The sequence below is a fragment of the Clostridium cuniculi genome (assembly GCF_004353185.1).
Lineage (GTDB): Bacteria > Bacillota > Clostridia > Clostridiales > Clostridiaceae > Clostridium > Clostridium cuniculi.
In genome coordinates, this window is sequence record NZ_SMUS01000023.1 from 42,404 (window position 1) to 69,136 (window position 26,733).

The following is a 26,733-nucleotide window of genomic DNA, read 5'->3' on the forward strand; positions in this document are numbered from 1 at the left end:
ATATGAAATAAAAGTAGTTAATCTAATGCTAAATAAATTAATTTAGTATAATTAGCTACTTTTTCATTTTATTTAAGTAAGAAGATAATAAAGTCATTACATATAAATAGTAGGAAATACATTCTTATATGTGAAATTTATATAAAAATTTATCATAAATTATATAATATTTAGTATTAGTGTCTTTTGATATAAACAAAAATATAGTAAAATATAACTTATATAATAACTTAGTATATTTTTATAAAAAACTTTTTATTTAAATACAAGGTATAAGTTCATCTATCCAATTAAAATTTACTCTTTTAAAGTTAAACTATTCGATTAAAATTATAACTCTATTTTTTAAGAGATATTTAAATTAAATATTATGATAGGAGATAAAAAGATGGCATATAAAAAGAAGAAATATAAAAAGAATAAAAAAATAATTGGCTATAAAAGTAGATTGTATATTGTTTCAATTATTGTATTCTGTCTATTAGGATTTCTTGTATTAAGATTAGCATGGTTAACATTAGTAAGTGGACGAGCATTAGAGGCAAAGGCAAATTCGGAATGGCAAAAAGAGATTAGTGTAACAGCTAAAAGAGGAGATATTTTAGATAGAAATGGATCGGTATTAGTATCTTCGGCTAATGTATATAGAATAGATTTTGACTTAGACTCGGTTAGAAATCATATAAAAGAGAATGATTTAACTATGGATGATATTGCAGTTGAAATTGCAGATGTAACAGGTGTAGAAGTTGATGAAGTTCTTAAAGCATTAAATAAAAAAAATTCAGATGGAAGTGATGCGAGTTATGCACCATTAGTTAGGGGAGTAACTAAGGCTGTTGCTGATAGCGCTGATGATTTGGGGATATATGGACTTATTGTTTCTAGAGATGTAAAAAGATATTACCCTAATGGAAACTTTCTAGCAAGTGCATTAGGTGGAATTAACTCAGAAGGAACAGGATTAACAGGTATAGAGTTACAATATGATGATTATTTAGCTGGTATTGCAGGTATGAAAATAGGATCTTATGATAGTTGGGGGAATAGATTACCATTTGATACATATAAGTTTACGCCAGCTATAGATGGTAGCGATATTATAACAACAGTAGATGAAAATTTACAGTATATAGCTGAAAAAATTGCACAAAAAGGATTAGAGGAAAATAACGCCAAAGGTGTTCATGTTCTTATTATGGATCCTAATAATGGAGAAGTATTAGCAATGGTAAATAAGCCAGATTATGATCCAAATAATCCATTTTCAGGATATGAAAGTTTTGATGGTGAAACTGATAATGATAAAATACAAAATATGTGGAGAAATTGGTTGGTAAGTGATACTTTTGAGCCAGGTTCAACATTTAAAACTGTAACAATGATTGCAGCATTAGAAAAAGGATTGGTTAGTGATAGTGATACATTTGTTTGTAATGGATCAGTTAAATTTGGAAACACTACTGTTCATTGTTGGAAGCATGAAGGACATGGGACGCAAACTTTAGCAGAAGTTTTAAAGAATTCCTGTAATGTTGGGATGATGGAAATTGGTGAAAGGCTTGGAATTGAAAATTTAAATGAATATATATATAAATTAGGGTTTGGAAAAACAACAGGTATTGATTTGCCAGGAGAAGCATCAGGAATAGTTAAATCAAGTGATACAGTATCTGCAATTGATTTAGCTACTATATCATTTGGACAAACTAATACAGTTACAGCAATGCAACTTATGACAGCATTTAATGCGATTGCAAATGGTGGAGATCTTATTCAGCCACATATAGTGAAAGAAATTTCTCATGAAGATGAAAGTGGAAATAGAGTTATTGATGAAACTATAAAGCCAACAGTAAAAAAAGATGTATTATCTGATGAGAGCACAGCTTTACTTAGAAGTTATTTAGAGAGAACAGTTACTAAAGATGGACCAGATGGATCCTTTGTACAAGGTTATAATGTAGGAGGGAAGACAGGAACAGCTCAAAAGGTTGATCCTACAACAGGCACATATTCAACAGATAAATATATATCTTCAATGATTGCTTTAGCTCCAGTAGAAAATCCACAAATAACAGTATTTATAGCTGTAGATGAGCCAAGTAATGGAGCGTATTATGGTGGAGAAGTTGCAGCTCCATTAATGAAGGAATTATTTGAAGAAGTATTTAAGTATATGGATTCACCACTTGCTAAAGAAAGATTTTCTATTTATAAAAATGTAATAATTCCAGATGTAAGAGGAAAATCCATTGAAGAAGCAAAACAAATATTAAAAGAAAATGGTTTAGAAGCTGAAGTTAAAGGAAATGGAAAAACTGTTGTTTCAATGGAGACTTATCCAGGTTCAACAGTAAAAGAGGGAACTACTATTTCTATTACAGCGAAAGACAATGGACAAGTAGAAAAAGAAATTATAATGCCAGATCTAAAAGGTAGTACTGAAGAATTTGCAACTTCTGTTTTAGATAATCTTGGATTGGTATATGAATTTCAAGGAGAAGGAACTGTTGATTCTCAAAGTATAGCTAATGGAAATAAGGTCGTAAAAGGAACAAAAGTTACAATAACATTAAAAAAGGAATATGAATATTAAATATTGTATACTGGAGAAAATAATATGAATAGTAATGCTAAAAGATTAAAAAAAGGAAAGAGCAAGAAGAAAGTAAAAAGAAAGTCTAATATAGGTTCTGTTAATCTATATATACTCTATTCAGTATTAGCACTTGTTGCAATAGGAATAATTATGGTATTTTCAGCAAGTTATTATGATGCACTTTATAAACATAAAGATGTATTTTATTTCTTGAAAAAAGAGCTTACATGGGCTCCTGTGGGATTAGTGGCACTAGTAGTTATGATGTTAATAGATTACCATTCGTGGAAGAGATTTACTGGGGCTGCATACTTAGTTACAGTAGTAGCCTTAGTAGCAGTTTTATTTGTTGGAAGTAATATCAATGGAGCTACACGTTGGTTGAATATCGCTGGAGTTTCCTTTCAACCATCGGAACTTGCCAAATATGTTATAGTTTTTTTCTTGGCAATGATGATAGATAAGTATGGAGGAGTAAGTAAGAATTGGAAAATTCCATTGATATATCTATTTTCAGCAGCTTTATTTGCTGGTTTAGTATTTCTAGAAAATAATTTAAGTATTGCAGCTATTATAATGTTTGTTGCATTTATAATGGTTTTTGTATCAGGGATGAGTTTTAGGCAAACATTTGCTTTAATAGGTATTGGTGGAGTTGCAGGAACTATAGGTATTTTTAGTTCGGATTATAGAACGGAGAGGTTTGTAAGTTTTTTAAATCCTTGGAAATATGCCAACGATGAAGGTTACCAATTAATACATTCTCTTTATGCTTTAGGTTCAGGAGGATTATTTGGTGTAGGCTTAGGAAATTCAAAGCAAAAAGCTCTATATATGCCAGAGCCACATAATGACTTTATATTTGCTATAATAGGTGAAGAGTTAGGACTTATTGGGTGTATTGCAGTTATTGCTATATTTGTAGTATTAATAGTTGCAGGAATAAAAGTAGCATCTAGGGCAAAGGATAGGTATGGTAAGCTTTTAGCGACAGGAATTATTTCTGTTATTGCAGTACAAGCTATAATTAATATTGCCGTTGTTACTGGAAGTATGCCAGTTACAGGTGTTCCTTTACCATTTATAAGTTATGGAGGAACTTCATTGGTGTTTAACTTGGCTGCTATGGGAGTTCTGTTAAATATATCAAGACAGTGTAAAAGCCCTAAGGATGAAATTGAAGAAAAAATAATAAAAAGTAAAATGAATGTTTAATAACGGGATTACTAAAAGCAAATAGAGGAAGATAGATATAGGATAGTTAGTGTAAGAACTAATAAATCCTATATCTTTTTTATGTAATTATTTATCGATTATCAATAAATTTTTATTGACTTAATATAAAGTTGTAATATAAAATGTTATTGGGGTGATTAAATTTGAAAAATAATATATTATTCATTAATGGAGTTTTTTATTTATTTATTTAATAGCAATTATATTTATGTATCATGATTTGGTATTTATTGTAGTTACTATTGCAACTTTAATGGTATTTATGATTACATCGGTAATTAGAGAACTTATATCAAAAGGAATAGAGCTAAAAGAAGAAATTGACTTAACTATTTAAGGAGAGCAAACTAAATGATTATTGTAAATTTAGATGTTATGATGGCAAAAAGGAAGATGAGTGCAACAGAACTTTCAGAGAAGGTTGGAATAACTATGGCAAATCTATCAATACTCAAGAATAATAAGGCAAAGGCAATTAGATTTTCAACTCTAGATGCTATTTGTAAGGCTTTAGATTGTCAGCCAGGTGATATTTTAGAGTATAGAAGTGATGAGGAGTAATGGAAAATGAGAAATGGGAGGAAAAAGTATTTAAAGTATATATGGATAATAGCTTTAAGTTTAGAAGTAATTCTATACTTAATATTTCATTTCTTTAGATTAAAGATATGTTTATTTAATATTGGTCCTAGTATTATTGTTTTAGGATTATTAATGCTTATTTTAATACTACCTATGATGTTTTTTGATTATGTTAATAAAACATTGATAAAAGTTATATATAATTTAGTTGTTGTTATATTAATTCCTATAATTATTTTTGCTTACATAATGCTATACAGTGAATATAGGTATTTTACTTTTAAATCGCCTAATAAATCAAATACTTTAGTAGTTGAAGAAAAGACATTTCTTTTGTCTGGTTGGAGTGATGTTTATGAAAAGAAGTATGGAATATTTATTAAGCAGATAGAGGGAGAAATTTCAAATGATGATGGATTTAGGCCATTTTCAAGTGGAGCATATACATTGCAATGGAAGAATGATGACACAGTAATTATTAATTATAGTTTTGCCTCAGGAGATGTATGGAAAACTGAAGAAATAAATTTCAAATAATATTATTTTATGGTTATGGGGATAGATAATGAGAAAGTTAAAAGTAAATAGAGTAAGAGTTATCATCGTTATTGTTTTAAGTTATATTGTATCAGGGATATTTTTTGTAGGATGTAACAATATGAGTAATATTAAAAGCACAGAATTAAATAATATTTATGTTGATAATTTAAATATAGGAAGTTCTATAAAAAAGATTAATTTAAATAAATACACGGAAAGTAATAATTATTTAGGTGATTACACCTGTAAGTTTGAAGAACTTATAATTGATTCAAAAGATAATAAAATTAATTATTTGTTTGGAAGATTTGATGACAATAGAACTGTCATTTCTGTAAATAGTAGAAGAAATTTAAGAAATATAAATGAAGTATCAGATATACTTGGAGAGAACTATAAAGAAAAGTGGAAAGATAGGGAGCTAAAATTAAAGGAGCATGTTTATTTTGATAATAGAAATAATATAAAAGCTGAGTTTATATATTCGATTTTTGATGATAGTTTAGTTTGGGTTATATTATCTAAAATAAATGAAGAGTAATAATTATGAGTTTTAAAAGTAAAGTATATTTAAATATTTTTATAATAGGCATTTTAAGTTTATTTGCAGTGTATCTATTTGTGGATTATAAATTATCAAAAGATGATTTACAACTACTTTCAGTGTGGATTAGTACTATATTATTTACAATTTTAATTACAATTGTTTTTATAGTATTTATTATTATATCCTTTATAAGAATGCTATTAAAAAAGAAAAATTGTTATTGGAGAGTAATAGGTATAATAGGAATAATTACAGTTATTATGTTAATATCATCTGTAATAATAACGAAAGAACAAAATCTTTATTATCATGCTATTAATACGAATTGGAACTTGAATTTACCTAGAAATTATGAAGAAATTTATTACAAAGATAGTGGTCCAAGTTTCAATGGTGATGGTGAAAGATATTCTATATTTAAGTATGAAGATTTAGAAGAAGTTAATGATTTAATAGATTGGCAAGATAAAAATAATAGTATAGAATTAATATGGTAAGTATATTAAGAAAATTAGAGGTACCTGAAGAGTATTATCCTAATTATAATAGTAATTTTAAATACTATTATTATATGAAAGAAGATAACTCTAAAATATATATGATTTTAGATATTAATCTAAATAAAATTTATATTGTAGAAGATATATTTTAAGAAAAAGTATGAGGGGTAAGTATATGAATGAGGATAATAAAAAAAATTAAAATTCAATCAACTATAAGATAAATATTAAGCTGATTTTATATTTATTAAAATAGGATTACTTAAAACAGTGGAGTGAAAGCGTTATGAATATTTTTAGATTATTAAATAATGATATGGAAAACTTAAGTGAAGAAGAAAGAATATTTGCAGAAAGCTTTAATGAAGCATTAAGAAATAATATAATATATGCTTTAGTTCAGTATGAAATAGAAGAGCTTATTAAACAATTAAAAAATGATGAAGAGGGGTTTAGAGAGAAGTTATCAGATATTTTTATAAATGGGAAAAAGGGATATAATAAAATACCTACTAAAACTCTAATTGATATCTTCCTTGATAAAAAAGATGAAGGTGAATTTATATATTTAATTGAAGGTATAAGTAACTTGTAAAATGTTTTTGCCTTTGAAATAAATCAATGTAATAGATTTATTTCAAAGGCAATTTTATTATAGAGAAATAAAATGAAATTTTATTTAATAATATTTCCATGGAAATTTTTCTAGTCAATCCTATAGAGTTAATTGTAAAATAGGAATATCTTAATAAAGATTGGAGAAAAGAATATGATAAAGGAATTTAAAATAGAGAATTTAGAGGAAGTAATGGAAATCTGGCTTCAAACTAATATAAATGCTCATGATTTTATAGAAAGAGACTATTGGATTAATAATTTTGATTTAGTTAAAAAATTATTGCCTGATGCTAAGGTTTATATATTTCAGGAAGATAATATTATAAAAGGATTTATAGGTGTTATTGAAGAGGGATATATTGCAGGCCTTTTTGTAAAAGAGGAATATCAAAGGGAAGGAATAGGGGAAAAATTAATAGAGTATATAAAGCCTAAGTATAACCAACTTAAATTAGATGTTTATAGTAAAAATAAAAATGCAATAAAATTTTACCTTAAAAATAATTTTAAAATAGTAAATGAAAAAAATAATGAAGATACAAATGAACTTGAATATGAAATGATTTTTAGTAAAAATAGATAAAATTAAAGTGATTATAGTAGAAATATTTGAAAATAAGATGGATAGAATATTAGTATAGTATTAAATTAGCATGGAAAACTAAAGTTGAGGTGTGCAATATGAAAATATTAATAATGACATTAGAATTTAGAGCAGAGTGGGTAAAGTCATTAAAGGAAAAAAGAATGATAGTATTAAGCTTAACTAAACGTCTTTCAAATAAATTTAATGTATCAGTCTCAGAAGTTGATCATCAAGATATTCATGAGCAAATTGTAATAGGTATTACATCAGTAGCTACCACAAAAGAAGTATTATATTCCTTAAAGGAAAAAATATTAGATTTTGTAGAAGATAATACTGATGCAGAGTTAGTTAAAATAGAAGAAGAAATTATTGATTACTAAAGATAAGTTTTATTCTATAATTTTAAAAAAAGTAAGTTATAGAATAAAAGATAATTTCTTTACAAGAAAAAACTTCTAAAGAAATTATTGACAAATAAGTTGAATTGATATATATTTATATCAATAAAACAAAACAAATAAATATTATATCTTATCAAGAGTGGTGGAGGGACTGGCCCTATGAAACCCGGCAACCTGTCGATAGTGACAAGTGATAAGTGACAAGTGACAAATTTAAATTAATAATTTGCCATTTGTCACTTGTCACTTGCAAATGGTAGACGTGGTGCTAATTCCTGCAGTTTTTAACTGAGTGATGAGAGAGTAAATTAATATGTGATTTTTATACGCACTTGAGTTTATTCTCTAGTGCGTTTTTTTATTACTAAAATAAGGAGGAGAGGCCATGATTAAAATAAATAATGTATATAAGAGCTTTAATGGGGTAGAAGTTTTAAAAGATATAACCTTGGAAATAAAAAAAGGAGAGGTCTTTGGATTAGTTGGACATAGTGGTGCTGGAAAATCTACATTATTGAGATGTATAAATGGTTTAGAAACATATGACAAAGGAAGTATATTAGTAAATGAATATCAAGAAGTAAAAGAGCTGGGGAATAAGTCAGTAAGAAGTTTTAGAAAAAACTTAGGAATGATATTTCAACATTTTTCATTACTTGAAAGAAGAAATGTATATGATAATGTTGCTTTACCATTAGAGTGTTGGGGATATTCCAAAGCTGATATGGATAAAAGAGTTTCAGAGCTTTTAGAATTAGTTGGTTTATCTGATAAGAAAAAAAGCAAGCCAAGAGAATTAAGTGGTGGGCAAAAACAAAGAGTTGCAATAGCAAGAGCACTTGCTTTAAATCCTGATATTCTTTTATGTGATGAAGCCACATCGGCATTGGATCCAAATACGACAAAATCAATTTTAGCTTTATTAAGAGATATCAATGAAAAGTTAGGTATTACAATAATTATTGTTACACATCAAATGGAAGTTGTAAAAGAGATTTGTCAACGAGTGGCTATCATGGAAGGTGGACAAGTAATATCAGTTGGAAAAACAGAAGATTTATTTTTAAAGAATTCTAAGGCATTAAAAGCTCTAATTGGAGAAGAAGAAATATTACCAAGTGAAGGAATTAATATTAGATTGTTCTTCCCGAAAGATAATTCAAATGACAGCATAATTACAGCAATGGCAAGAGAATTAAATATAGATTTTTCTATAGTGTGGGGCAAATTAGAGAAATTTAGGGATGATGTTTTAGGTTCATTAGTTATTAATATAAAAGAAAATCAAAAAGATGAAGTTATAAAATACTTAGCATCTAAAAATATGCCATGGGAGGTGATATAAAATGGAGAAGTTTTTAAGCTTTTTTACGGATATATTAATAGAGGCATTAGGACAAACCATATACATGGTTGGTATATCAACAATATTAGCTACATTAATTGGGTTTATTTTAGCAATTGTATTAGTTGTAACAGATGATGGTGGATTAAAGCCTAATAAAATTATTAATTCAATTTTGGGATTTATAGTTAATACTTTAAGAAGTTTTCCTTTTATAATTTTAGTTGTAGCTATTATTCCTTTAACTAGAGCTATAGTTGGAAAGAGTATAGGAGAAACAGCAGCATTAGTTCCTTTAACAATAGGGGCAGCTCCATTTATTGCAAGAGTAATAGAAGGAGCATTAAAGGAAGTAGATAAGGGGTTAATTGAAGCTGCGAAATCTTTTGGGGCATCGAATTTTCAAATAATATTTAAAGTTATGGTTAAAGAAGCAATGCCTTCTATTATATCAGGTATAACATTATCAATAATATCAATAATTGGATATTCTGCAATGGCAGGGGCAGTCGGAGCAGGGGGAGTTGGAGCAGTAGCTTTAACTTATGGATATCAAAGATTTGATAATGCGGTAATGGCATATACAGTAATAACACTTATAATAATTGTTCAATTACTACAAGGGGCAGGTAATTTAGCATATAGAAAATTAAAATAATAAAAGCAATAAGCAATAATTAAAGGGGATTAATATACAGAGAGTTAGAAAGATTTTAAAAGTTAAACAAAGCAGAAGTTTTATGTATCAAAGTAAATAGGGGGAAAGAAATATGAAATTTAAAAAAATATTAGCAACAGTATTAAGTGGAGTTTTAGCATTATCAATAGTTGGATGTGGAAGTAAAGGGGATACTTCTTCAAAGAATGATAAGAAAATTGTAGTTGGGGCAACAGCAGTACCACACGCAGAGATTTTAGAATATATCAAACCATTATTAGAAGAGAAAGGCTATGAACTAGAAGTTAAAACATTTGATGATTATTCTTTATTAAATCCTGCAGTTGATGAGGGATCTTTAGATGCTAACTTTTTTCAACATATACCTTATTTAGAAGAGTCAATTGAAGCAAAAGGATATGATTTAGATTATACAGTTAAAGTTCATATAGAACCAATGGCATTATACTCAAAAAAGGTTTCAGATATTTCAGAGATAGCTGATGGTGTTGAAATTGCGGTACCAAATGATCCATCGAATGAAGCAAGAGCATTACAATTATTAGCTGATAATGGATTAATAAAATTAAATGATGCTGAATTACCTACAGTTAAGGATATAACTGAAAATCCTAAAAACTTAAAGATTACAGAATTACAAGCAGAACAATTACCAAGAGTTCTAGAAGATGTTGAAGCAGCTGTAATTAATACAAATTGGGCATTACAAGCAGATTTAAATCCAGTAAAAGATTCTTTAGCTATTGAATCAAGTGATTCTCCATACGCTAATATTGTAGCTGTTAAAAAAGAAAATAAAGATAGTGATAAAATTAAAGCGTTATCTGAAACATTAACTTCTGATGAGGTTAGAAAGTTTATTGAAGAAAAATATGATGGAAGCGTAATTCCAGCTTTTTAGTATAAATATTTTTAAAGATTGAAGATAGTAAATTAAGGTCATTGCATGTATAAGGCAATGACCTTAATTTTTACATTCTATTAATGGGAAATACTACCTTTAAAATTTTTAGCATATGAAGTATACTGTATATTATGTATAAATGATATAGAAAAATATTACAGATATAAAAATAGTGAAGAGGGGAAAGGGACAAGCTATGAATGTTTCGAATATTAATATTGGATTAACAGGAGAAAATTTATTAAGTATATATAATGACTTCGTATCAATAAAAGAGCTTAATATAGAAAGTATAGAAATAAAAGAAGATGTAAGAATAATAGGTTCATTTACTAAAGGAATTGTTATAAAATTTGAGTGTAGATTTAAGCTAACATCTATGGAAGAGGGATTAATAAAAGGAGAAGTTACAGGATTTAAAGTTCTTAATATAGGAATAGCATCATTCTTAAGAAAAATTGCATTAAAATTTGCATTAAAATCTTTAGGAGATATGGGAATAAGCTATAAGGATGGTAAAGTTATAATACAATATAAATATTTATTAAAGGATGTTCCATATGTAGATTTTGATATTTATAGTATATACTGTGCTTATGGAGTTTTAAATGTAGAATTAAGAAATATACAGTTGTCTTTAGGTGGAGAATTAAAGAAGGAAATAGAGCTTATAAACTTTGAAAAGGAAAATAAGGTTGACTTTGATAAAGAAGAAATAAATAAAACAGAAGATTGTTATACTAAAGGAAGAGAAAAAGTTAGTGACAAGTTACCAGAAAAAGCTAAAAAGTATAAGGATTATATATTCCTGTTGCCGGATATAGCTGCTTTAATATATAGATTACTTAAAGATAAGAGAGTGAGTATGAAAACTAAACTTGTTATATCAGCAGCTGTTGCATATATTACAGTTCCAAGTGATTTAATACCAGATAAAGTACCATTTGTAGGGAAAATTGATGATATAGCAATTGGAATATTTGCATTAAATGTTATAATGACAGATGTACCATTAAATATAATAATGGAAAATTGGCAAGGGAAGAGTGATATATTAATAGTTGTTAAGACTGCAATAGAATATGCAACTAACTTTACTGGAGCTAAAAATATAGATAGTATTTATAGAGTTATGGAAGAAATATTATCAGTTTAAAAATAAAAAATAAACAAATGAAGAAAGTTTTATTAGTATTAGGCATATAGGAAAGGATGATTAATTTGAAGTACTATGCTGTTTATAAAGGGAAGTCAGGAGCGCCAAAAATATTTACTTCTTGGGATGAATGTAAGAAAGAAGTTATAGGATTTAAAGGAGCTATATATAAAAGTTTTACTACAGAAAAGGATGCTATTAATTTTATTGCATTAAATTCAGAAGGGAAGACAGTAGAAAAGTCTGAGGAATTAATAGAAAGTGAAGAAGGGTTATTTATATACGTTGATGGAAGTTTTGCTGTTGATAAGGGAAACTATTCTTATGGATTAGTAGCTGTTAAGGATGGTGAAATAATATATAAAGATAAAGGTAAGGGATTTGATAAAGAAGCTGTTTCATTAAGAAATGTTTCAGGAGAAGTTTTAGGAGCAAAGATGGCAGTAGAATATGCTATTGAGAATGGCTTTAAAGAAATTACTATAGCATATGATTATCAAGGTGTTGAATCATGGGCACTTGGAACATGGAAGAGAAATAATAGAATTACTGTTGAATATAATGAATTTATGCAAAGTAAAATGAAGGAAGTAAAGATAAGATTTAAAAAAATAAAAGGGCATAGTGGGCATAAGTATAATGATTTGGCTGATAAACTAGCAAAGGAAGCTCTTGGCATAGGTAATTAGTTGAAAAAAATTAAGTTGTAGCTGAAATAATATAGGAGTATTTTCTTTTAAAATACACATACTATTTTTATAAATTAATATAAAGAGGTGTTATTTTTGGGAAAAGTAATTAAGAGTTTAGCAATAGGTACTGTTTTGGGAGTAGCAATTGGAATGATGGTTTTGCCAGAGTTAGATAGAAAGACTCAAAGAAATATTAGGAGAACTAGCAAGAAACTTAGATGTGCGGCTGGAGATGCCTATGATAATATATTGGATTATATAAATTAGTATTAAAAACTGCTATAGAACTCTATAGCAGTTTTTTGTATTATTTTAAGTATAATTGAAATTAATACAAAAAAAATATACTTTTTTGGTACTTTATATGATATAATGGAAAATATGATAAGAAAGTTTTTGAATTTATATAAATGTGAATAAAGGAAGATTATGCGATGGAGATACTTACTTTAGGTGAAAAAATTAAAAGACGTAGAAAAGAATTAGAAATGACACTGAAGGATTTAGCAGGAGATAGAATTACACCAGGGCAAATAAGTTTAGTTGAGTCTGGTAGATCAAATCCATCTATGGATTTATTGGAGTATTTAGCAAATTCCCTTCAAACTTCTGTAGAATATTTAATGGAATCAGAAGAAACACAGGCAGAAAAAATATGTATGTATTATGAACAAATGGCAGAAGCATATATATTAAATAGTGATTATATAAGTGCAGAAAAATATATAGAAAATGCTCTATATTATGCCGAAAAATATAATTTAGAATATAGGAAAGCTAGAAATTTATTTTTGAGAGCTAATATTTGTAAGGAAAAGAAAGAATTAGTTTTAGCTCAACAATTATATTTATCAGCAAACGTAATTTTTATAAAAAGAAATAATTATGAACAAATTATTAGTACATTTTTGAATTTAGGAAAAATAACATTAAGCCTAAAAGCATATCATTCTGCCACAAGTTATTTGAAACAAGCTGAGAAAGTATATTTAGATAATAATGTTGGAAATGATTTTATTCTTGGAGAGATATATTATCAAATGGCTGAAAGTTATTTTAAAATTGATAATATAAAAAAGGCTATAGATTATACTTTTTTAGCTAAACAAAAATTTGAACAAGTTCAAAATAGAGAAGAATATGGTAAAGCATTGATGTTATTATCAAAAGAGTATAATAAAAAAGGTGATATAGTAAATGCCATAAAGTACTCTAAGAAAACTTTAGAGGTATATAAGGAATTAGAAGAAGAGAAAAATATATCTAGTATTGAAAATAATTTAGGAAAGCTATTCTTTGAATTTGATAATCTTGAAGAGGCCTTTAAGCACTATCAAATAGCTAAGGAAATTAGAATGAGAAATAAAGATAGCGAAGTAATAGAAACTTTAATTAATATATGCGAAGGATATATTAAAATAAAGGAAATAAGCAAGTGTGAAAAAGTTCTTTCCGAAATTGATGTTCTTATAGATGAAAGTAATCTAGAACAAATAATAGAAAAAAATATTTTATGCTATAGATTATATACAATAAAGGAAAAGTTTGATGAAGCAGAATGTATATTATTAGAAACTTTTAATATAGCAAAAACAAATGGATTAAACAAAAAAGCAGCAGAAATAGCAATACTTATTGGTAGATATTATATTGGAGTTAAGAGAGAAGCTGAAGCAGCTAGATACTTAGATGAAGGTGTAAGTATTTTTAGAAGCTTAGGTATATTGAATAATTAATTATCTGGGGGTAGCCATGGAGATATTATCAACAGGAGAAAAAATTAAAAGATCTAGAATTTATAAAGGAATAACATTAAAAGAATTATGCGGAGATAAGATCTCTATTTCAAAAATGAGTTGCATAGAGAATGGAAAAATTAAAGCAGATGAAGAATCGCTTAGATATATTGCAAAGAAATTACAAGTAGATTATAGTTATTTAGTAAGAGATGTTTATGATCAAATAAAATATAATGTTCAAGAGATAAAAGAGAGTACTTATTCATTTGAAAAACTAGAAAATATAATAAATTATAATTTAGAGTATGCATGCAAATATGGATTTAATGATTTAGCGCTAAAGCTAACTCATATTTTGTTTGAGTTATATATGGATAATGATAAAGTCGAAAATATTCAACTTTTGATTTCAAAATATTATGATTTATATCAATCAACACAACGTAATGAGGATATTATTATTTATTATAATGATATGGCTACATTCTTTATGAAAACAGCAGAGTACCATGAAGCAATAAGTTATTTTGCAAGAATAAGAGAAATTTATGAGAATAACTATATAGAAGATAGGTTAAGTTATATTTATGCGTGTTTTTATGAAGGAATTTGCTATAAGAATATTAATATAATTGAAAAAGCATACGAATGTTTAAAGAAAGTATTAGAGTTTGTAAATATCTTCAGTGATAAGGCTAAAGGAGATTTTTATCACGAATTCGCAATTTTAAATATTTTATTACATAAGATAGAGGCGGAAAGATATTTAAAAAAAGCTTTTGAATATAAAAAAAATGATTTAAAGGAATTAGCTAAATTTAAAGGAAAGAACGGAGAAATGTATTTTCAAGTTCAAGAAGTTAATAAAGCTATGAAAGAAATAAAGGATGCAATTGAAATTTATCCAAGAGAAGATAAAAAAGGTTGTGGGGAATTTTTAATAGAATGTATTAAAACATTATATAATAATAGACAATATGAAGAAGCTTTCAAATATACAGATGAAGCTTTAGATTTAGCTATTAACATTGATGAAATAAAGCTTATAGAAAAAGGTTATTATTTTAAAGGGATGATACATCAGAAAAAAGGTGAGTTTATACAAGCCGAAATGTACATGAACTTATCTACAGACTTTTTATTTAGATTTGCTAATAGTGAAGAGAGATATAAGAGATATAATGAAATGGCTGAATTATATTATAATTTAGGAGAATTAAAAGAGTCTGTTAAATATTTTACATTAGCTATAAATATTGAGAAAAAGTTATAATATAAAGATAGAGAAGTGATGATTATCACTTCTCTATTTTTATATTATAATTAATTAATTTAATATCATAATAAAAATTTAGTTATCGAAATGTAAAAGGTTAGACATCCAAATCCAAAATGACCACTTTGATTTAGTATCATTTAATAGTGATGGATTAAAAAATAGGCCTCTCATAAAAAACATCCTTTCATAAAAAACAATTTATATTATTAGTATAGCCTAAAAATAAAAATAATGTATTCATGTAGATGCTTTAGTTTTAGTACAATAAGTGTTAATTATATAAAAATATATATTTATAAAAAGCATAAAAACACCTAAAAAAGGTGTTTTCAGTACATTATTTTATATTTTTAAGCACTATTAGCTTAGCGCCATATCCCTTAAGTTCAGTAATTATATTTAAAACTGAACTTTTTTTAGAATATTTAAATTCTATTTTAGGATAAGATGCTTTGTGAAGAATTTCTTTTTCTTCTTTGCTAAGTCTATCGGGAGACCCCATAGCTAGCCAATAGTTATAAGAAGAACCTATGGATTCATTAACTTCATAGGTAATAATTCTAGTTGAATTTTTTATATTTACTATATTAAGTGAGTATTTTCTTTCAAAGGATTTTTTCACGCCACCTTTTTGATAGATATCTTCATAACTAACTAAAGTATTAACATCATCATTATGAGAGTATAAAAGAATAGCATAATAGTTATCAGACTTTGTAACAATGTATCCATCGTCAAGGGCAATTATATCATTACCTAATTTACTTAATAAGTAATAGGCATAATATGATGGTTTTCTAATTCCCATATCATTAACTATTCCTGGAGCTCCTATAAATACTTCATTTGTAATATTTATTTCTTTCTCAAGAACGTCAAAGGCTTTAAGAAAGCTTAGAGAGTTACCTTTAAAAATAGTATTATGAATTATATATGGAAGCATATATGCTGTATCATAAATTGAGTTTAAGTCAGATTTAGATGTAAAGTCAATTTCGCAAACTTCTAATTCATAATAATCTTTTATATATTGGCGTAGATTATACTTTATATCTTCAGATAACCTAGAATCAAATTGAAACTTAAAGTCAGTAACTTCTACTATATCTAACTCCGTAAAATAGTCTAAAAAGCTACTTAAAATATTAATATACTTTTCTAAAGAGTAATCTAAGTTATCAAGTAAAATAAGAGGCTTTAGATAAATATTAGATAAAAATTCTAATACACCTTTCGCTTTATTCCAATTATAAAAATCAGAATCTAAAAATACTCCCATGTCACTATGAAACATTTTTTCAAGACGTCCGTATTCAAAATGTATTTCCTCCTGTATTTCTTCTAATATATCTTTATTATCTTCAATTAAAAGATCAAAAGATTCTCCTAAGTTAATACATTCTTTAAAGTCTTTTTCTAATGGATTTAATATTTTATCAACATCAACATGAATATTCCAAAGTTTATTTTCAAAGTTAAATCTATTATAATTTTCTAAGCTATAAGAAAGTGTTTCAAGAGCATCATTAAGGGAGAGTTCCACAAATTGCTTAGATAAATCATATTCCTTCTCTGTAGTAGCATATTTTTTTCTATATTGAAGAGGAGTACAGCCATAATAATATTTAAAGTTCTTATTAAAGTAACGTACATGGGAAAAACCTATTTCATCAGATATTTCAGAGATACTCATATCGCTATCTAGTAATAGTTTTATAGATTCCTCAATTCTAGTTAAGTTAATCAAGTCTGTAAAGCTGTAACCAGTGGCATATTTTATCTCATGAGATAAATAATGTGGACTTAAGAATTCCTTTTTTGCAATTTCTTGTAGTGTAATATTATTATTGTAATTATTATATATATACTTAGAAATTCTATGGTATCTAGCTAATTGATCTGTTTTTTCTTTTAATTCTTCTTTTTCATGCGTTAAATAATGAAAATTATTAACTAGGTGATAAAGAAGTGTTATAAGAAGTTCTTCTATTTCTTCATCGTAATCTTCTAATTTTTGAACGTATTCACAAAGCATTTGAGATAAAATAGTTTTTAATTCTTCATACTCAGGACCATTTTGATCTTCATCATCATTGGAGTTAGTATAGAAAAATATATTATTTATATCTTTATAATATTTTTCAAAGAAAAATGGATCTATATTGAAAATCAATACTTTATTATCATCTATTCCTTGAATTTCATGAGATTCATCTGAATTTATTATTTCAACTTCACGTTCATTTAGAGTGAAAGAATCTGTATCTATTTTAATGTGTAAAGATCCCTTTAAAACATATATAATCTCAATAGAATTATGCCAATGAGTTGGATAATTTTTAATGTTTAAATATGAGATTTTTATAGGTAAATCAAAGGGATAATTTATATATTCTCTTCTCAAAATTTCACCTCTAATTTCTATATAAATGTATCTTGTAAATATTATAACAATAACTACCATTAAAAACAAAAAAAATAAATAAAAAAGTAGTATACTATATATGGAATAAAAACTAAAAAATAAAAGTAAAATTTACTTTGACTTTCTTTGACTTTTGTATTAAAATTAAATTAAAGTTAAGAATACTAATAAGAGGTGAGCATAAATGAATGTTGAAAGAATGACATTGAGAGTACAACAAGCATTAAATGATGCAAATTTAACAGCAGTAAAGTATAATCATCAACAAATAGATGTTATTCATTTATTTTCTGCATTAGTAGAAGCTGAAGATGGATTAATCCCTAATATCTTCACAAAAATGGGGATAAACGTGAAGATGATGATAGTTGATATAAAGAATGCTCTAGATAAAATGCCTAAGGTTACAGGTGATGGAGCAAACGGATCAGGAGTTTATATAACAAGACAAGTAGATGAGGTTCTTGTTAAGGCAGATGACTTAGCAAAGAAATTTGGAGATTCTTATATTAGTGTTGAACATTTAATGTTAGCTATTATAGATGTTGATAAAAATGGACCAACAAAACAAATATTAAATAAATATAATATAACTAAAGATAATTTTATGAAAGTATTATCAGAGGTTAGAGGAAGCCAAAGAGTTGATACTCAAGATCCAGAAGGAACTTATGATGCATTAGCTAAGTATGGAACTAACTTAGTAGAATTAGCTAAAAAGCATAAATTAGATCCTGTAATAGGAAGAGATGATGAAATAAGAAGAACAATTAGAATTATTTCAAGAAGAACTAAAAATAATCCTGTATTAATAGGTGAACCTGGTGTTGGTAAAACTGCTATTGTTGAAGGATTAGCGGAAAGAATAGTAAGAGGAGATGTTCCAGAAGGATTAAAAGACAAAATTATATTTTCATTAGATATGGGTTCTTTAATTGCTGGGGCTAAATATAGAGGAGAATTTGAAGAAAGATTAAAAGCTGTCTTAAAAGAAGTTCAAAATAGTGAAGGTAAGATTATATTATTTATAGATGAAATTCATACCATTGTTGGAGCAGGTAAAACTGATGGGGCAATGGATGCAGGTAATTTAATTAAACCATTGCTTGCAAGAGGTGAATTACATTGTATTGGGGCAACTACTTTTGATGAATATAGACAATATATTGAAAAAGATAAAGCTCTTGAAAGAAGATTCCAACCTGTTATTGTTGATGAGCCATCAGTTGAAGATGCAATTTCAATATTAAGAGGATTAAAGGAAAGATTTGAAATTCACCATGGAGTTAGAATTCATGATTCAGCTATAGTTGCAGCAGCAAAACTTTCTGATAGATATATTCAAGATAGATATTTACCAGATAAGGCTATTGATTTAATTGATGAAGCTGGAGCTATGATAAGAACTGAGATAGATTCACTTCCAGCAGAATTAGATGCAATTAGAAGAAGAATTGTACAGCTTGAAATAGAAAAAGAAGCTTTAACAAGAGAGAAAGACGAAGGCTCTAAGAAAAAGCTAGAGGCTTTAGAAAAAGAATATTCAGAACTTAAAGCTAAAAATGATGAAATGACAGCTAAGTTTGATAGAGAAAAGGGAGCCATCTTAAAATTAAAAGAATTAAAGGCAAAACTTGATGAAGCTAGAGGAAATCTTGAAGCAGCTCAAAGACAATATGACTATAACAAAGCGGCAGAAATTCAATATGGTGAAATTCCTAGCTTAGAAGCTGCTATTGAACAAATGGAAGTTGAAGTTAAGGAAAATTATGAAGGTGCTTTATTAAAGGAAGAAGTTACTGAAGAAGAAGTTTCACAAGTTTTATCAAGATGGACTGGTATACCTGTATCTAATTTATTAGAAGGTGAAAGAGAAAAATTATTAAGACTTGAAGATGAAATGCAAAAGAGAGTAATTGGGCAAGAAGAAGCTATTACATCTGTTACTTCTGCAATACTTAGAGCAAGAGCTGGGCTAAAAGATATAAATAGACCTATAGGTTCATTTATTTTCTTAGGGCCAACAGGTGTAGGTAAAACAGAACTTGCAAAGACTTTAGCGAGAAATTTATTTGATTCTGAAGAGAATATTATAAGAATAGATATGTCTGAATATATGGAGAAGCATGCCGTGTCTAGATTAGTTGGAGCGCCTCCAGGATATGTAGGATATGAAGAAGGTGGTCAATTAACTGAAGCAGTTAGAAGAAAGCCTTATAGTGTAATATTATTTGATGAAATTGAAAAGGCACATGAAGATGTATTTAATATGTTCTTACAAATATTAGATGATGGTAGACTTACAGATAACAAAGGTAAAACAGTTGATTTTAAAAATACAATTATCATTATGACTTCTAACATAGGAAGTAGCTATCTTTTAGAGAATAAATCAGAAGATGGTATAGATCCACAAGTTAGAGAAGAAGTAATGAATGAAATGAAAATGAGATTTAAACCAGAGTTCTTAAACAGAGTTGATGATATTATAATGTTTAAGCCATTATCTGAAAATGGAATTACTAAGATTATTGATATCTTTGTTAATGAAGTTGCTAACAGATTAAGAGATAGAAATATAACTTTAGATATTACACCAGAAGCTAAGCATATATTAGCAGTTGAAGGCTATGATCCAGTTTATGGAGCAAGGCCATTTAAGAGATATATTCAAAATACTTTAGAAAATAAACTAGCAAGATTAATTATAGCTGGAGAAATTAATTATGGATCTCATGTTGTAATTGATGGTAAAGATGATGAAATTGTAATTAAAACTGAATAATATGAAATAAGGCTATATGTTAAAAATACTGAACAGTTGTCTATTGTACTAGAAAGATGCAGTTCAGTATGCATATAGCCTTATTTTGTAAAATTCTACAAAAATGAAATATAATAAATTATTTTTTAAAATATATTGAAATTATATTTCAAAAATGATATGATAAATACATCAAATGAAAACGTAAACAGAGGTGAGTTATATTATGGAGAAGGTAGTAGTATTAGATAAATTAACAACAGAAAGTAGAAATGAAAGTACATTAAATATAGATAAGGTATCGACCTTAGAAATGGTAAAGCTTATAAATAATGAAGATAAAAAGGTTGCATTAGCAGTTGAAAAGGAACTACCAGAGATAGCAAAAGCTATAGATGGTATTGTTGAAAGAATTAATAGAGGTGGAAGGCTTATTTATATAGGAGCGGGAACATCAGGAAGACTTGGGATATTAGATGCTTCTGAATGTCCACCAACATATGGTGTTTCAGAAGAATTAGTTCAAGGATTAATTGCAGGTGGTCAAGAGGCCATATTTAGAGCTAAAGAGGGTGCAGAAGATTCTAAAGTATTAGCAGTTGAAGATTTAAAGAGCAAAAATTTAACAGAGAATGATACAGTTGTAGGCTTAGCTGCATCAGGTAGAACACCATATGTTATTGGAGGGCTTGAATATGCAAATAGTATTGGAGCTTTAACAGTATCAGTTACATGTAATGGCGATTCAGAAGTTGCAAAAGTAGCTAAAATTTCAATATCACCAGTTGTAGGTGCAGAAGTTGTTACTGGTTCAACTAGACTTAAATCAGGAACTGCTCAAAAATTGGTATTAAATATGTTATCGACAGGAGCCATGATAAAACTTGGTAAAGTTTATGGTAACTTAATGGTAGATGTCAGAGCAACTAACGAAAAGTTAGTAGAAAGGGCTAAAAGAATAGTTTGTGAAGCCACTGGAGCAGAAAGAGAAGTAGCAGAGAGAGTTTTAGATGAAACAAAGTTTGATGTTAAACTTGCTATATTTATGATATTGTCAGGTTTGAACATAAATAAGGCAAAAGAGAAATTATCTAAAAATAAGGGGTATATTGCAAAAGCAATGGAAAATATTTAGTAAAGGTAGGGAGAAGGAATATGGCTAAGCAAGAAACTATTAGCAATGAAGCTATTGCAAAACGTTTAGTAGCGCTTGTTGGAGGTAAAGAAAATATAAAATCAGTTGAAAACTGTATGACTCGCTGTAGATTAGAGTTAGTGGATCCAACAAAAGCAGATATTGAAGCTATAAAGAATGCTGAAGGAACATTAGGTGTTGTAGAGGCAAAAGGTCAATTACAGGTTATTTATGGACCAGGGAAAGTTAATAAGATAACAGAAGAGGTTAAGAAAATTGTTGGAACTAGAGTTGTAATAGGTGATGAAGCTGTAAAGGCAACAAAGGCTAGATTACAAGAAAAAAACAATACTAAATTTAAAAATATACTTAAAAAATTAGGAAATATATTTATTCCAATGATACCACTATTTGTAGCATGTGGTCTTGTATTAGCTGTTAATAATATAGCAGGAGTTTATTTTGGAGATGCATATAAAACAACTAATGCAGCTCAAATAATAGGATTAATAGGTAATGCGGTATTCTCAATTCTGTCAATATTAGTAGGTGTAAATGCAGCAAAAGAGTTTGGTTCACAAATGCCAATGCTAGGTGGAGCATTAGGTGGAGTTTTAACATCATCAACACTTGCGAATATAACTTTATTTGGAAAAGAATTAACTCCAGGACGTGGAGGAATTATTTCAGTTATTTTAGTTGTTGCATTAGCAGTATTTGTTGAAAAACAATGTAGAAAATTTGTTCCAGATGTTTTAGATTTATTTGTAACGCCACTTGTAACATTAACAGTATCAGTATTAGCAGCATTACTTGTATTACAACCAATAGGTGGAGCGATATCAGATGGTATGGGTATATTAGTAGCTAATACAATAGCTTCAGAGAATATATTTGTTTCTGTTTTTTCAGGAGCTATATCAGGTGGATTATTTTTACCACTTGTTATGACAGGAATGCATCAAGCATTAACACCAATACATGCAGATTTAATTGCAACAGTAGGATATACAATATTATTACCAGCATTAGCAGCTGCAGGAATGGCTCAAGTAGGAGCAACATTAGCTGTAGTTAAAAAGACAAAAAATCAAAGATTAAAGAAGACGGCAAAAAATGGACTAGTACCAGGAATCTTAGGTATTGGGGAACCATTAATATATGGTGTAACATTACCGTTAGGTAAACCATTTTTAGGAGCTTGTTTAGGAGCAGCAGTAGGTGGAGCAGTAATGGCATTCTTTAAAGTTGGAGCAGTAGCCTTAGGAGTATCAGGATTACCGCTTGCATTATTAATAGCAGATGGAAAAATGTTAGTATTCCTAATTGGTGTTTTAGCATCATATGTAGCAGGGTATTTCTTTACAGCAATATTAGGATTTGAAGATCCAGTAGAGTAGTAAATAATTTAATTATAAAATATTATGGTGGTTAAGAAAAAGACTTAACCACCATTTTAAATAGGAGTGAGAAATATGAGCTTGGGATTTTCAGTTTATTTTGGATTAGATAATACAATGGAAGAAAATATTGATTTATTGATTAATGCACAGAAGCTAGGATTTACGAGAATATTCACGTCATTACATATTCCGGAAGCGGATTATGAAAGATTAAAGATTGAAGTAAAGGAATTTTTTAAATTAGCTAAAGATAAAAATATGGATATAATAAGTGATATTTCACCTAATACTTTTAAATTTCTAGAGTTAAAAAATATGGACTTAAAAGGATTAATGGAATTAGGTGTTAAAACTATAAGAATAGACTTTGGCTACACAGAAGAGGAAATTGCTCAGATGAGTAAAAATTCATATGGGATTAAGATACAGCTTAATGCATCAACAGTAACTAGAGATTTTTTTGAAAAGTTAGACAAATTTAAACCAGATTATAAAAATATAGATGCCCTTCATAACTTTTATCCTAGAAGAGGTACTGGGATTTCAGAAGAGTGTATGATTGAAAAGAATAAAATTATACATGAAAGAGGAATTAAGGTTTGTGCTTTTGTTCAATCAAATAATAGAAAAAGAAGTCCTTTAAAAGATGGATTGCCTACTTTAGAAGATCATAGAGATTTAGAAGTTAGAGAAGCGGCAAATCATTTATTTGCATTAGGAAATGAAACAGTATTTATAGGGGATTCTCTTCCAAGTTTAGATGAATTAAAAGATTTATCTAATTTAAAGGAAGGGGCTATTGAGTTAGATATTGAATTAAAGGTTAGTGATTCAGTTACAACTAAATTATTAAAGGAAGTTTATTCATCAAGAGCTGATGATGCAAGAGATGCTATAAGAGCAGCTGAAAGTAGATTAATTTTAGGGAATGATGTAATAAGTCCATTAAATACTATAAATAAAAATTATGGAGATGTAACAATAGATAATGTAGATTATCAAAGATATATGGGAGAATTACAGATATTAAAAGTAAGTCAAAAGGCAGATAAAAGAACAAATGTAGTAGCATCTGTTTTACATAATAAGCTTTATTTATTAAAATATATAAAGAGTGGTAAAAAGTTTTATTTTAATATAATAAATAATTAAGTAATAGGATGTGAAGAAATGAATTTACTACATTATATAAAGCAAAATTATAGTAAGTTTACTGATAGAGAAAAACTTATAGCAGATTATCTTTTAGTTGAAAATAGTGAAATTATAGATATGTCAGCAAAAGAAATTGCGGAAGAAACTAATACTTCAGCACCAACTGTTGTAAGATTTGCAAAAAAGCTTGGTTTTAGTAGTCTAAATGAAATGAAAATTAAGATATCTATTAGTTCAAAAGAAAATAATAGTAGTAGAGAATTTGGGTATTTAGATAAAGACTTAAGTACAAAAAGTATAGTTAATGGAGTTAAAAGCTCAATACATTCAATTATAGATGAAACAATAGATTTAATAAATGAAGAACAATTAGATAAGGCCATAAATTTATTAACAAATGCTAAAACAATTTATATTTATAGTGTTGGAGTTTCAGGTTTAGTAGGATTAGATTTTTATTATAAATTAAGTAGAATAAATAAAAGATGTGTAGCTCATACTGATACCCATCTTCAGCTAACATCATCTGTACTAATGGAAAAGGAAGATGTAGCTGTAGTAATTTCCTATTCAGGAGAAACGAAGGAAGCATTATTATGTGCAAAAAATGCAAAAGAAAAGAACGTTCCAGTAATAGCTATAACTAAGGCTAGCATTGATAATAAATTAGATTATTTTTCAGATATATCATTACATGTACCATATGTTGAAAAGTCATTAAGAGAAGGAGCTATGAGTTCAAGAATATCTCAATTAGCAATTATAGATATGCTATTTTTAGGAATGGCAAGAAGTAATATAAAGGATATTGAAGAAAAGCTTGTTATAACTAGAAATTCAGTAAAAGAATTAAGATAAAAGTAAAAATACTCAAGAGTCATTATAGAGTCTTGAGTATTTTTTTAGTGGTGTTTATTATTTATAATTAAATTTGAGTTTAAAGGAAGTAGAATTATAAAACTTATAAAAACTATAATAGCTGAAATTAAAAATGGTAATTTATTTCCTAAATCAAAGATAAAGCCAGCAGTTAATGAACCAGTAACCTGGCCTATTGCTTTAGATGAATTTAAAAGTCCCATAAGAGAACCATAATTTTCTTTAGCAAGCTTTGTTATTATACTTTGTTGTAGTGGTATGTGTATACTTGCAAATGATGCAAATATAACTGCACAAGTTAAGAATAAAATAACATTCTTAGATACTACCATAAGAAATAATGAAGCTGTAATACAGATAGTTATAGTTTTAAATAGATTAATCTCTTTAAAGTGTCTTGCTAATAAAGGTGTTAAAAATAAATTTATCATAAAACCAACTATTCCAACTAATGCCATAAATCCGCCTATAAATGTAGGAGAAAGTTTTAAAACATCTTCTATGTAATAATTAATGCTAGAGTTATAACTTGTTGATGCAAAGTAAAAGGCACCAACCATTATAAACATAATTAATAAGTTCTTATTAATAAGTTTTGAATAGTTAACTTTATTATGATTAGGAATTTCTAAAGTAGTATGCTTTTTATCCTTTGTTGGTTCTTGTAATAAGAAGTATACTAAAATACCTAAAATTAAACATAAAATAAATTGAGTAAAGAATGCATATTTGAAATTGTTGTTACCTATTATACCACCAAGAAGTGAACCTAGTGAGGTACCTATTGTATTTGCAGCCGCATAGTATGTGATATATTTTGTTCTATTTTCATTTGTTGTTATATCAGTTAAATATGCCATTGATGTAGTTAAATAGCTTACTACAAAAAATCCACCAGTAAATCTAAATATAAGTATTATAAATGGATTAGTATTAAATCCAAAGCCAAGTTGGCTTAAACCATATCCTATTGCACCTAATACTAAGAATTTAATTCTTCCTTTTTTATCAGATAATGTACCAAATAAGGGTGAACCAATAAAATTACCAATAGACATTGTGGCAAAGAATAGTCCAAACATAAAGGTAGGTAATCCAAGTTTGTTTATAAACATAGGGGTAACCGGATGAGCCATGTTAAATGCAAGTGAACTAAACATATTTAAAAGTATAATAAATATTAGTGATTTATTTTTATTTTTCATTTTTCCTCCTTTTTAAATAATATTAATTTTTATATAATAAGTTTTATTATATTTAATAATATTCTATAAGTTATATAAAATCAAATATTAGGAGTTATAAAAAATATTGCGCACCACATGGAAGCGAAAAAATGAAATATTTATTTTCCGGTAAAGGTGAAAATTTCAATGATACCTCCAAATAAATATTTCATTTTTTTCTTTTTACATGTGTTTACTTATAACACGCCACTTTATAGTTAATGTTTTGTGCTACAAATTTTTCTTATATTAAAGTTAATTTGTATATTAATATTTTTAGTTTATTTAAATATATATATTTAGAAGTTAACAATTTATTATATAAAATATAGCAGAA

The 26,733-nt window shown here is 27.4% G+C and carries 25 protein-coding genes and 1 riboswitch; of the genes, 23 read left to right on the forward strand and 2 right to left on the reverse strand.

What is annotated here, in order from left to right; genetic code table 11:
- Window positions 1–388: 388 nt before the first annotated feature.
- The 18 genes from EJJ37_RS12335 to EJJ37_RS12420 all read left to right on the forward strand — a co-directional run bounded on the left by EJJ37_RS12335 (window position 389) and on the right by EJJ37_RS12420 (window position 15,403).
- On the forward strand, window positions 389–2,599 hold the full coding sequence (locus tag EJJ37_RS12335; RefSeq protein ID WP_133015884.1) for a stage V sporulation protein D: 2,211 nt from the start codon (window positions 389–391) through the stop codon (window positions 2,597–2,599).
- A 24-nt stretch (window positions 2,600–2,623) separates the two neighbouring features.
- Window positions 2,624–3,817 carry a putative lipid II flippase FtsW gene (ftsW, locus tag EJJ37_RS12340; protein WP_133015885.1) on the forward strand — a complete coding sequence of 398 codons (1,194 nt, stop codon included), beginning with the start codon at window positions 2,624–2,626 and terminating at the stop codon, window positions 3,815–3,817.
- A 229-nt stretch (window positions 3,818–4,046) separates the two neighbouring features.
- Window positions 4,047–4,175: a DUF2975 domain-containing protein gene (locus EJJ37_RS12345; RefSeq protein ID WP_133015886.1), complete on the forward strand. Its 129-nt coding sequence runs from the start codon at window positions 4,047–4,049 to the stop codon at window positions 4,173–4,175.
- 14 nt (window positions 4,176–4,189) lie between these two features.
- Window positions 4,190–4,399, forward strand: coding sequence for a helix-turn-helix domain-containing protein (locus tag EJJ37_RS12350; RefSeq protein WP_133015887.1), 210 nt, complete (start codon window positions 4,190–4,192; stop codon window positions 4,397–4,399).
- A gap of 6 nt (window positions 4,400–4,405) precedes the next feature.
- Entirely contained in the window at window positions 4,406–4,957 is a 552-nt protein-coding gene (locus tag EJJ37_RS12355; protein ID WP_133015888.1) for a hypothetical protein, read from the forward strand.
- 28 nt (window positions 4,958–4,985) lie between these two features.
- Window positions 4,986–5,501: a hypothetical protein gene (locus EJJ37_RS12360; RefSeq protein WP_133015889.1), complete on the forward strand. Its 516-nt coding sequence runs from the start codon at window positions 4,986–4,988 to the stop codon at window positions 5,499–5,501.
- Between the two features lie 5 nt (window positions 5,502–5,506).
- Window positions 5,507–6,004 carry a hypothetical protein gene (locus tag EJJ37_RS12365; protein WP_133015890.1) on the forward strand — a complete coding sequence of 166 codons (498 nt, stop codon included), beginning with the start codon at window positions 5,507–5,509 and terminating at the stop codon, window positions 6,002–6,004.
- 289 nt (window positions 6,005–6,293) lie between these two features.
- A complete protein-coding gene (locus EJJ37_RS12370) occupies window positions 6,294–6,602 on the forward strand; it encodes a hypothetical protein (RefSeq protein ID WP_133015891.1) in 309 nt (102 codons plus the stop codon).
- A 174-nt stretch (window positions 6,603–6,776) separates the two neighbouring features.
- Window positions 6,777–7,208, forward strand: coding sequence for an N-acetyltransferase (locus tag EJJ37_RS12375; protein WP_133015892.1), 432 nt, complete (start codon window positions 6,777–6,779; stop codon window positions 7,206–7,208).
- A 98-nt stretch (window positions 7,209–7,306) separates the two neighbouring features.
- On the forward strand, window positions 7,307–7,594 hold the full coding sequence (locus EJJ37_RS12380; RefSeq protein WP_133015893.1) for a DUF503 domain-containing protein: 288 nt from the start codon (window positions 7,307–7,309) through the stop codon (window positions 7,592–7,594).
- A 148-nt stretch (window positions 7,595–7,742) separates the two neighbouring features.
- Window positions 7,743–7,917: riboswitch (SAM riboswitch) on the forward strand.
- A gap of 83 nt (window positions 7,918–8,000) precedes the next feature.
- Window positions 8,001–8,960, forward strand: a complete 960-nt coding sequence (locus EJJ37_RS12385; RefSeq protein ID WP_133015894.1) for a methionine ABC transporter ATP-binding protein — start codon at window positions 8,001–8,003, stop codon at window positions 8,958–8,960.
- A 1-nt stretch (window position 8,961) separates the two neighbouring features.
- The gene (locus EJJ37_RS12390) at window positions 8,962–9,618 is read left to right on the forward strand and encodes a methionine ABC transporter permease (protein ID WP_133015895.1); all 657 of its coding nucleotides are present in this window, start codon (window positions 8,962–8,964) and stop codon (window positions 9,616–9,618) included.
- 112 nt (window positions 9,619–9,730) lie between these two features.
- On the forward strand, window positions 9,731–10,540 hold the full coding sequence (locus tag EJJ37_RS12395; protein ID WP_133015896.1) for a MetQ/NlpA family ABC transporter substrate-binding protein: 810 nt from the start codon (window positions 9,731–9,733) through the stop codon (window positions 10,538–10,540).
- A gap of 199 nt (window positions 10,541–10,739) precedes the next feature.
- The gene (locus EJJ37_RS12400) at window positions 10,740–11,699 is read left to right on the forward strand and encodes a YkvA family protein (RefSeq protein WP_133015897.1); all 960 of its coding nucleotides are present in this window, start codon (window positions 10,740–10,742) and stop codon (window positions 11,697–11,699) included.
- 59 nt (window positions 11,700–11,758) lie between these two features.
- Window positions 11,759–12,388: a ribonuclease H1 domain-containing protein gene (locus EJJ37_RS12405; RefSeq protein WP_133015910.1), complete on the forward strand. Its 630-nt coding sequence runs from the start codon at window positions 11,759–11,761 to the stop codon at window positions 12,386–12,388.
- An 87-nt stretch (window positions 12,389–12,475) separates the two neighbouring features.
- Window positions 12,476–12,658: a YtxH domain-containing protein gene (locus EJJ37_RS12410; RefSeq protein ID WP_133015898.1), complete on the forward strand. Its 183-nt coding sequence runs from the start codon at window positions 12,476–12,478 to the stop codon at window positions 12,656–12,658.
- A 167-nt stretch (window positions 12,659–12,825) separates the two neighbouring features.
- A complete protein-coding gene (locus tag EJJ37_RS12415; protein ID WP_133015899.1) occupies window positions 12,826–14,127 on the forward strand; it encodes a helix-turn-helix domain-containing protein in 1,302 nt (433 codons plus the stop codon).
- Between the two features lie 16 nt (window positions 14,128–14,143).
- A complete protein-coding gene (locus EJJ37_RS12420) occupies window positions 14,144–15,403 on the forward strand; it encodes a helix-turn-helix domain-containing protein (protein WP_133015900.1) in 1,260 nt (419 codons plus the stop codon).
- Between the two features lie 343 nt (window positions 15,404–15,746).
- Here the strand turns inward: EJJ37_RS12420 and EJJ37_RS12425 are convergent, their stop codons facing one another.
- A complete protein-coding gene (locus EJJ37_RS12425; protein ID WP_133015901.1) occupies window positions 15,747–17,813 on the reverse strand; it encodes an AraC family transcriptional regulator in 2,067 nt (688 codons plus the stop codon).
- Between the two features lie 205 nt (window positions 17,814–18,018).
- On the opposite strand from EJJ37_RS12425, the gene clpB reads away from it, so the two are divergent.
- The 5 genes from clpB to EJJ37_RS12450 all read left to right on the forward strand — a co-directional run bounded on the left by clpB (window position 18,019) and on the right by EJJ37_RS12450 (window position 25,149).
- Window positions 18,019–20,619, forward strand: a complete 2,601-nt coding sequence (gene clpB, locus EJJ37_RS12430) for an ATP-dependent chaperone ClpB (protein ID WP_133015902.1) — start codon at window positions 18,019–18,021, stop codon at window positions 20,617–20,619.
- Between the two features lie 205 nt (window positions 20,620–20,824).
- Window positions 20,825–21,733: an N-acetylmuramic acid 6-phosphate etherase gene (gene murQ, locus EJJ37_RS12435; RefSeq protein WP_133015903.1), complete on the forward strand. Its 909-nt coding sequence runs from the start codon at window positions 20,825–20,827 to the stop codon at window positions 21,731–21,733.
- Between the two features lie 38 nt (window positions 21,734–21,771).
- Entirely contained in the window at window positions 21,772–23,133 is a 1,362-nt protein-coding gene (locus tag EJJ37_RS12440; RefSeq protein WP_133015911.1) for a PTS transporter subunit EIIC, read from the forward strand.
- Between the two features lie 75 nt (window positions 23,134–23,208).
- Entirely contained in the window at window positions 23,209–24,288 is a 1,080-nt protein-coding gene (locus EJJ37_RS12445; protein ID WP_133015904.1) for a DUF871 domain-containing protein, read from the forward strand.
- Window positions 24,289–24,306: 18 nt separating this feature from the next.
- The gene (locus EJJ37_RS12450; RefSeq protein WP_133015905.1) at window positions 24,307–25,149 is read left to right on the forward strand and encodes a MurR/RpiR family transcriptional regulator; all 843 of its coding nucleotides are present in this window, start codon (window positions 24,307–24,309) and stop codon (window positions 25,147–25,149) included.
- 44 nt (window positions 25,150–25,193) lie between these two features.
- Here EJJ37_RS12450 and EJJ37_RS12455 read toward each other — a convergent pair whose 3' ends face one another.
- Entirely contained in the window at window positions 25,194–26,375 is a 1,182-nt protein-coding gene (locus tag EJJ37_RS12455; RefSeq protein WP_133015906.1) for an MFS transporter, read from the reverse strand.
- Between the last annotated feature and the right edge of the window lie 358 nt (window positions 26,376–26,733).

Excerpts from the sequence above, each read along its gene's own strand:
- EJJ37_RS12335 (WP_133015884.1), top strand. The coding sequence starts at position 389 with ATGGCATATAAAAAGAAGAAATATAAAAAGAATAAAAAAATAATTGGC.
- ftsW (WP_133015885.1), top strand. The coding sequence starts at position 2,624 with ATGAATAGTAATGCTAAAAGATTAAAAAAAGGAAAGAGCAAGAAGAAA.
- EJJ37_RS12345 (WP_133015886.1), top strand. The coding sequence starts at position 4,047 with ATGTATCATGATTTGGTATTTATTGTAGTTACTATTGCAACTTTAATG.
- EJJ37_RS12350 (WP_133015887.1), top strand. The coding sequence starts at position 4,190 with ATGATTATTGTAAATTTAGATGTTATGATGGCAAAAAGGAAGATGAGT.
- EJJ37_RS12355 (WP_133015888.1), top strand. The coding sequence starts at position 4,406 with ATGAGAAATGGGAGGAAAAAGTATTTAAAGTATATATGGATAATAGCT.
- EJJ37_RS12360 (WP_133015889.1), top strand. The coding sequence starts at position 4,986 with ATGAGAAAGTTAAAAGTAAATAGAGTAAGAGTTATCATCGTTATTGTT.
- EJJ37_RS12365 (WP_133015890.1), top strand. The coding sequence starts at position 5,507 with ATGAGTTTTAAAAGTAAAGTATATTTAAATATTTTTATAATAGGCATT.
- EJJ37_RS12370 (WP_133015891.1), top strand. The coding sequence starts at position 6,294 with ATGAATATTTTTAGATTATTAAATAATGATATGGAAAACTTAAGTGAA.
- EJJ37_RS12375 (WP_133015892.1), top strand. The coding sequence starts at position 6,777 with ATGATAAAGGAATTTAAAATAGAGAATTTAGAGGAAGTAATGGAAATC.
- EJJ37_RS12380 (WP_133015893.1), top strand. The coding sequence starts at position 7,307 with ATGAAAATATTAATAATGACATTAGAATTTAGAGCAGAGTGGGTAAAG.
- EJJ37_RS12385 (WP_133015894.1), top strand. The coding sequence starts at position 8,001 with ATGATTAAAATAAATAATGTATATAAGAGCTTTAATGGGGTAGAAGTT.
- EJJ37_RS12390 (WP_133015895.1), top strand. The coding sequence starts at position 8,962 with ATGGAGAAGTTTTTAAGCTTTTTTACGGATATATTAATAGAGGCATTA.
- EJJ37_RS12395 (WP_133015896.1), top strand. The coding sequence starts at position 9,731 with ATGAAATTTAAAAAAATATTAGCAACAGTATTAAGTGGAGTTTTAGCA.
- EJJ37_RS12400 (WP_133015897.1), top strand. The coding sequence starts at position 10,740 with ATGAATGTTTCGAATATTAATATTGGATTAACAGGAGAAAATTTATTA.
- EJJ37_RS12415 (WP_133015899.1), top strand. The coding sequence starts at position 12,826 with ATGGAGATACTTACTTTAGGTGAAAAAATTAAAAGACGTAGAAAAGAA.
- EJJ37_RS12420 (WP_133015900.1), top strand. The coding sequence starts at position 14,144 with ATGGAGATATTATCAACAGGAGAAAAAATTAAAAGATCTAGAATTTAT.
- clpB (WP_133015902.1), top strand. The coding sequence starts at position 18,019 with ATGAATGTTGAAAGAATGACATTGAGAGTACAACAAGCATTAAATGAT.
- murQ (WP_133015903.1), top strand. The coding sequence starts at position 20,825 with ATGGAGAAGGTAGTAGTATTAGATAAATTAACAACAGAAAGTAGAAAT.
- EJJ37_RS12445 (WP_133015904.1), top strand. The coding sequence starts at position 23,209 with ATGAGCTTGGGATTTTCAGTTTATTTTGGATTAGATAATACAATGGAA.
- EJJ37_RS12450 (WP_133015905.1), top strand. The coding sequence starts at position 24,307 with ATGAATTTACTACATTATATAAAGCAAAATTATAGTAAGTTTACTGAT.
- EJJ37_RS12455 (WP_133015906.1), bottom strand. The coding sequence starts at position 26,375 with ATGAAAAATAAAAATAAATCACTAATATTTATTATACTTTTAAATATG.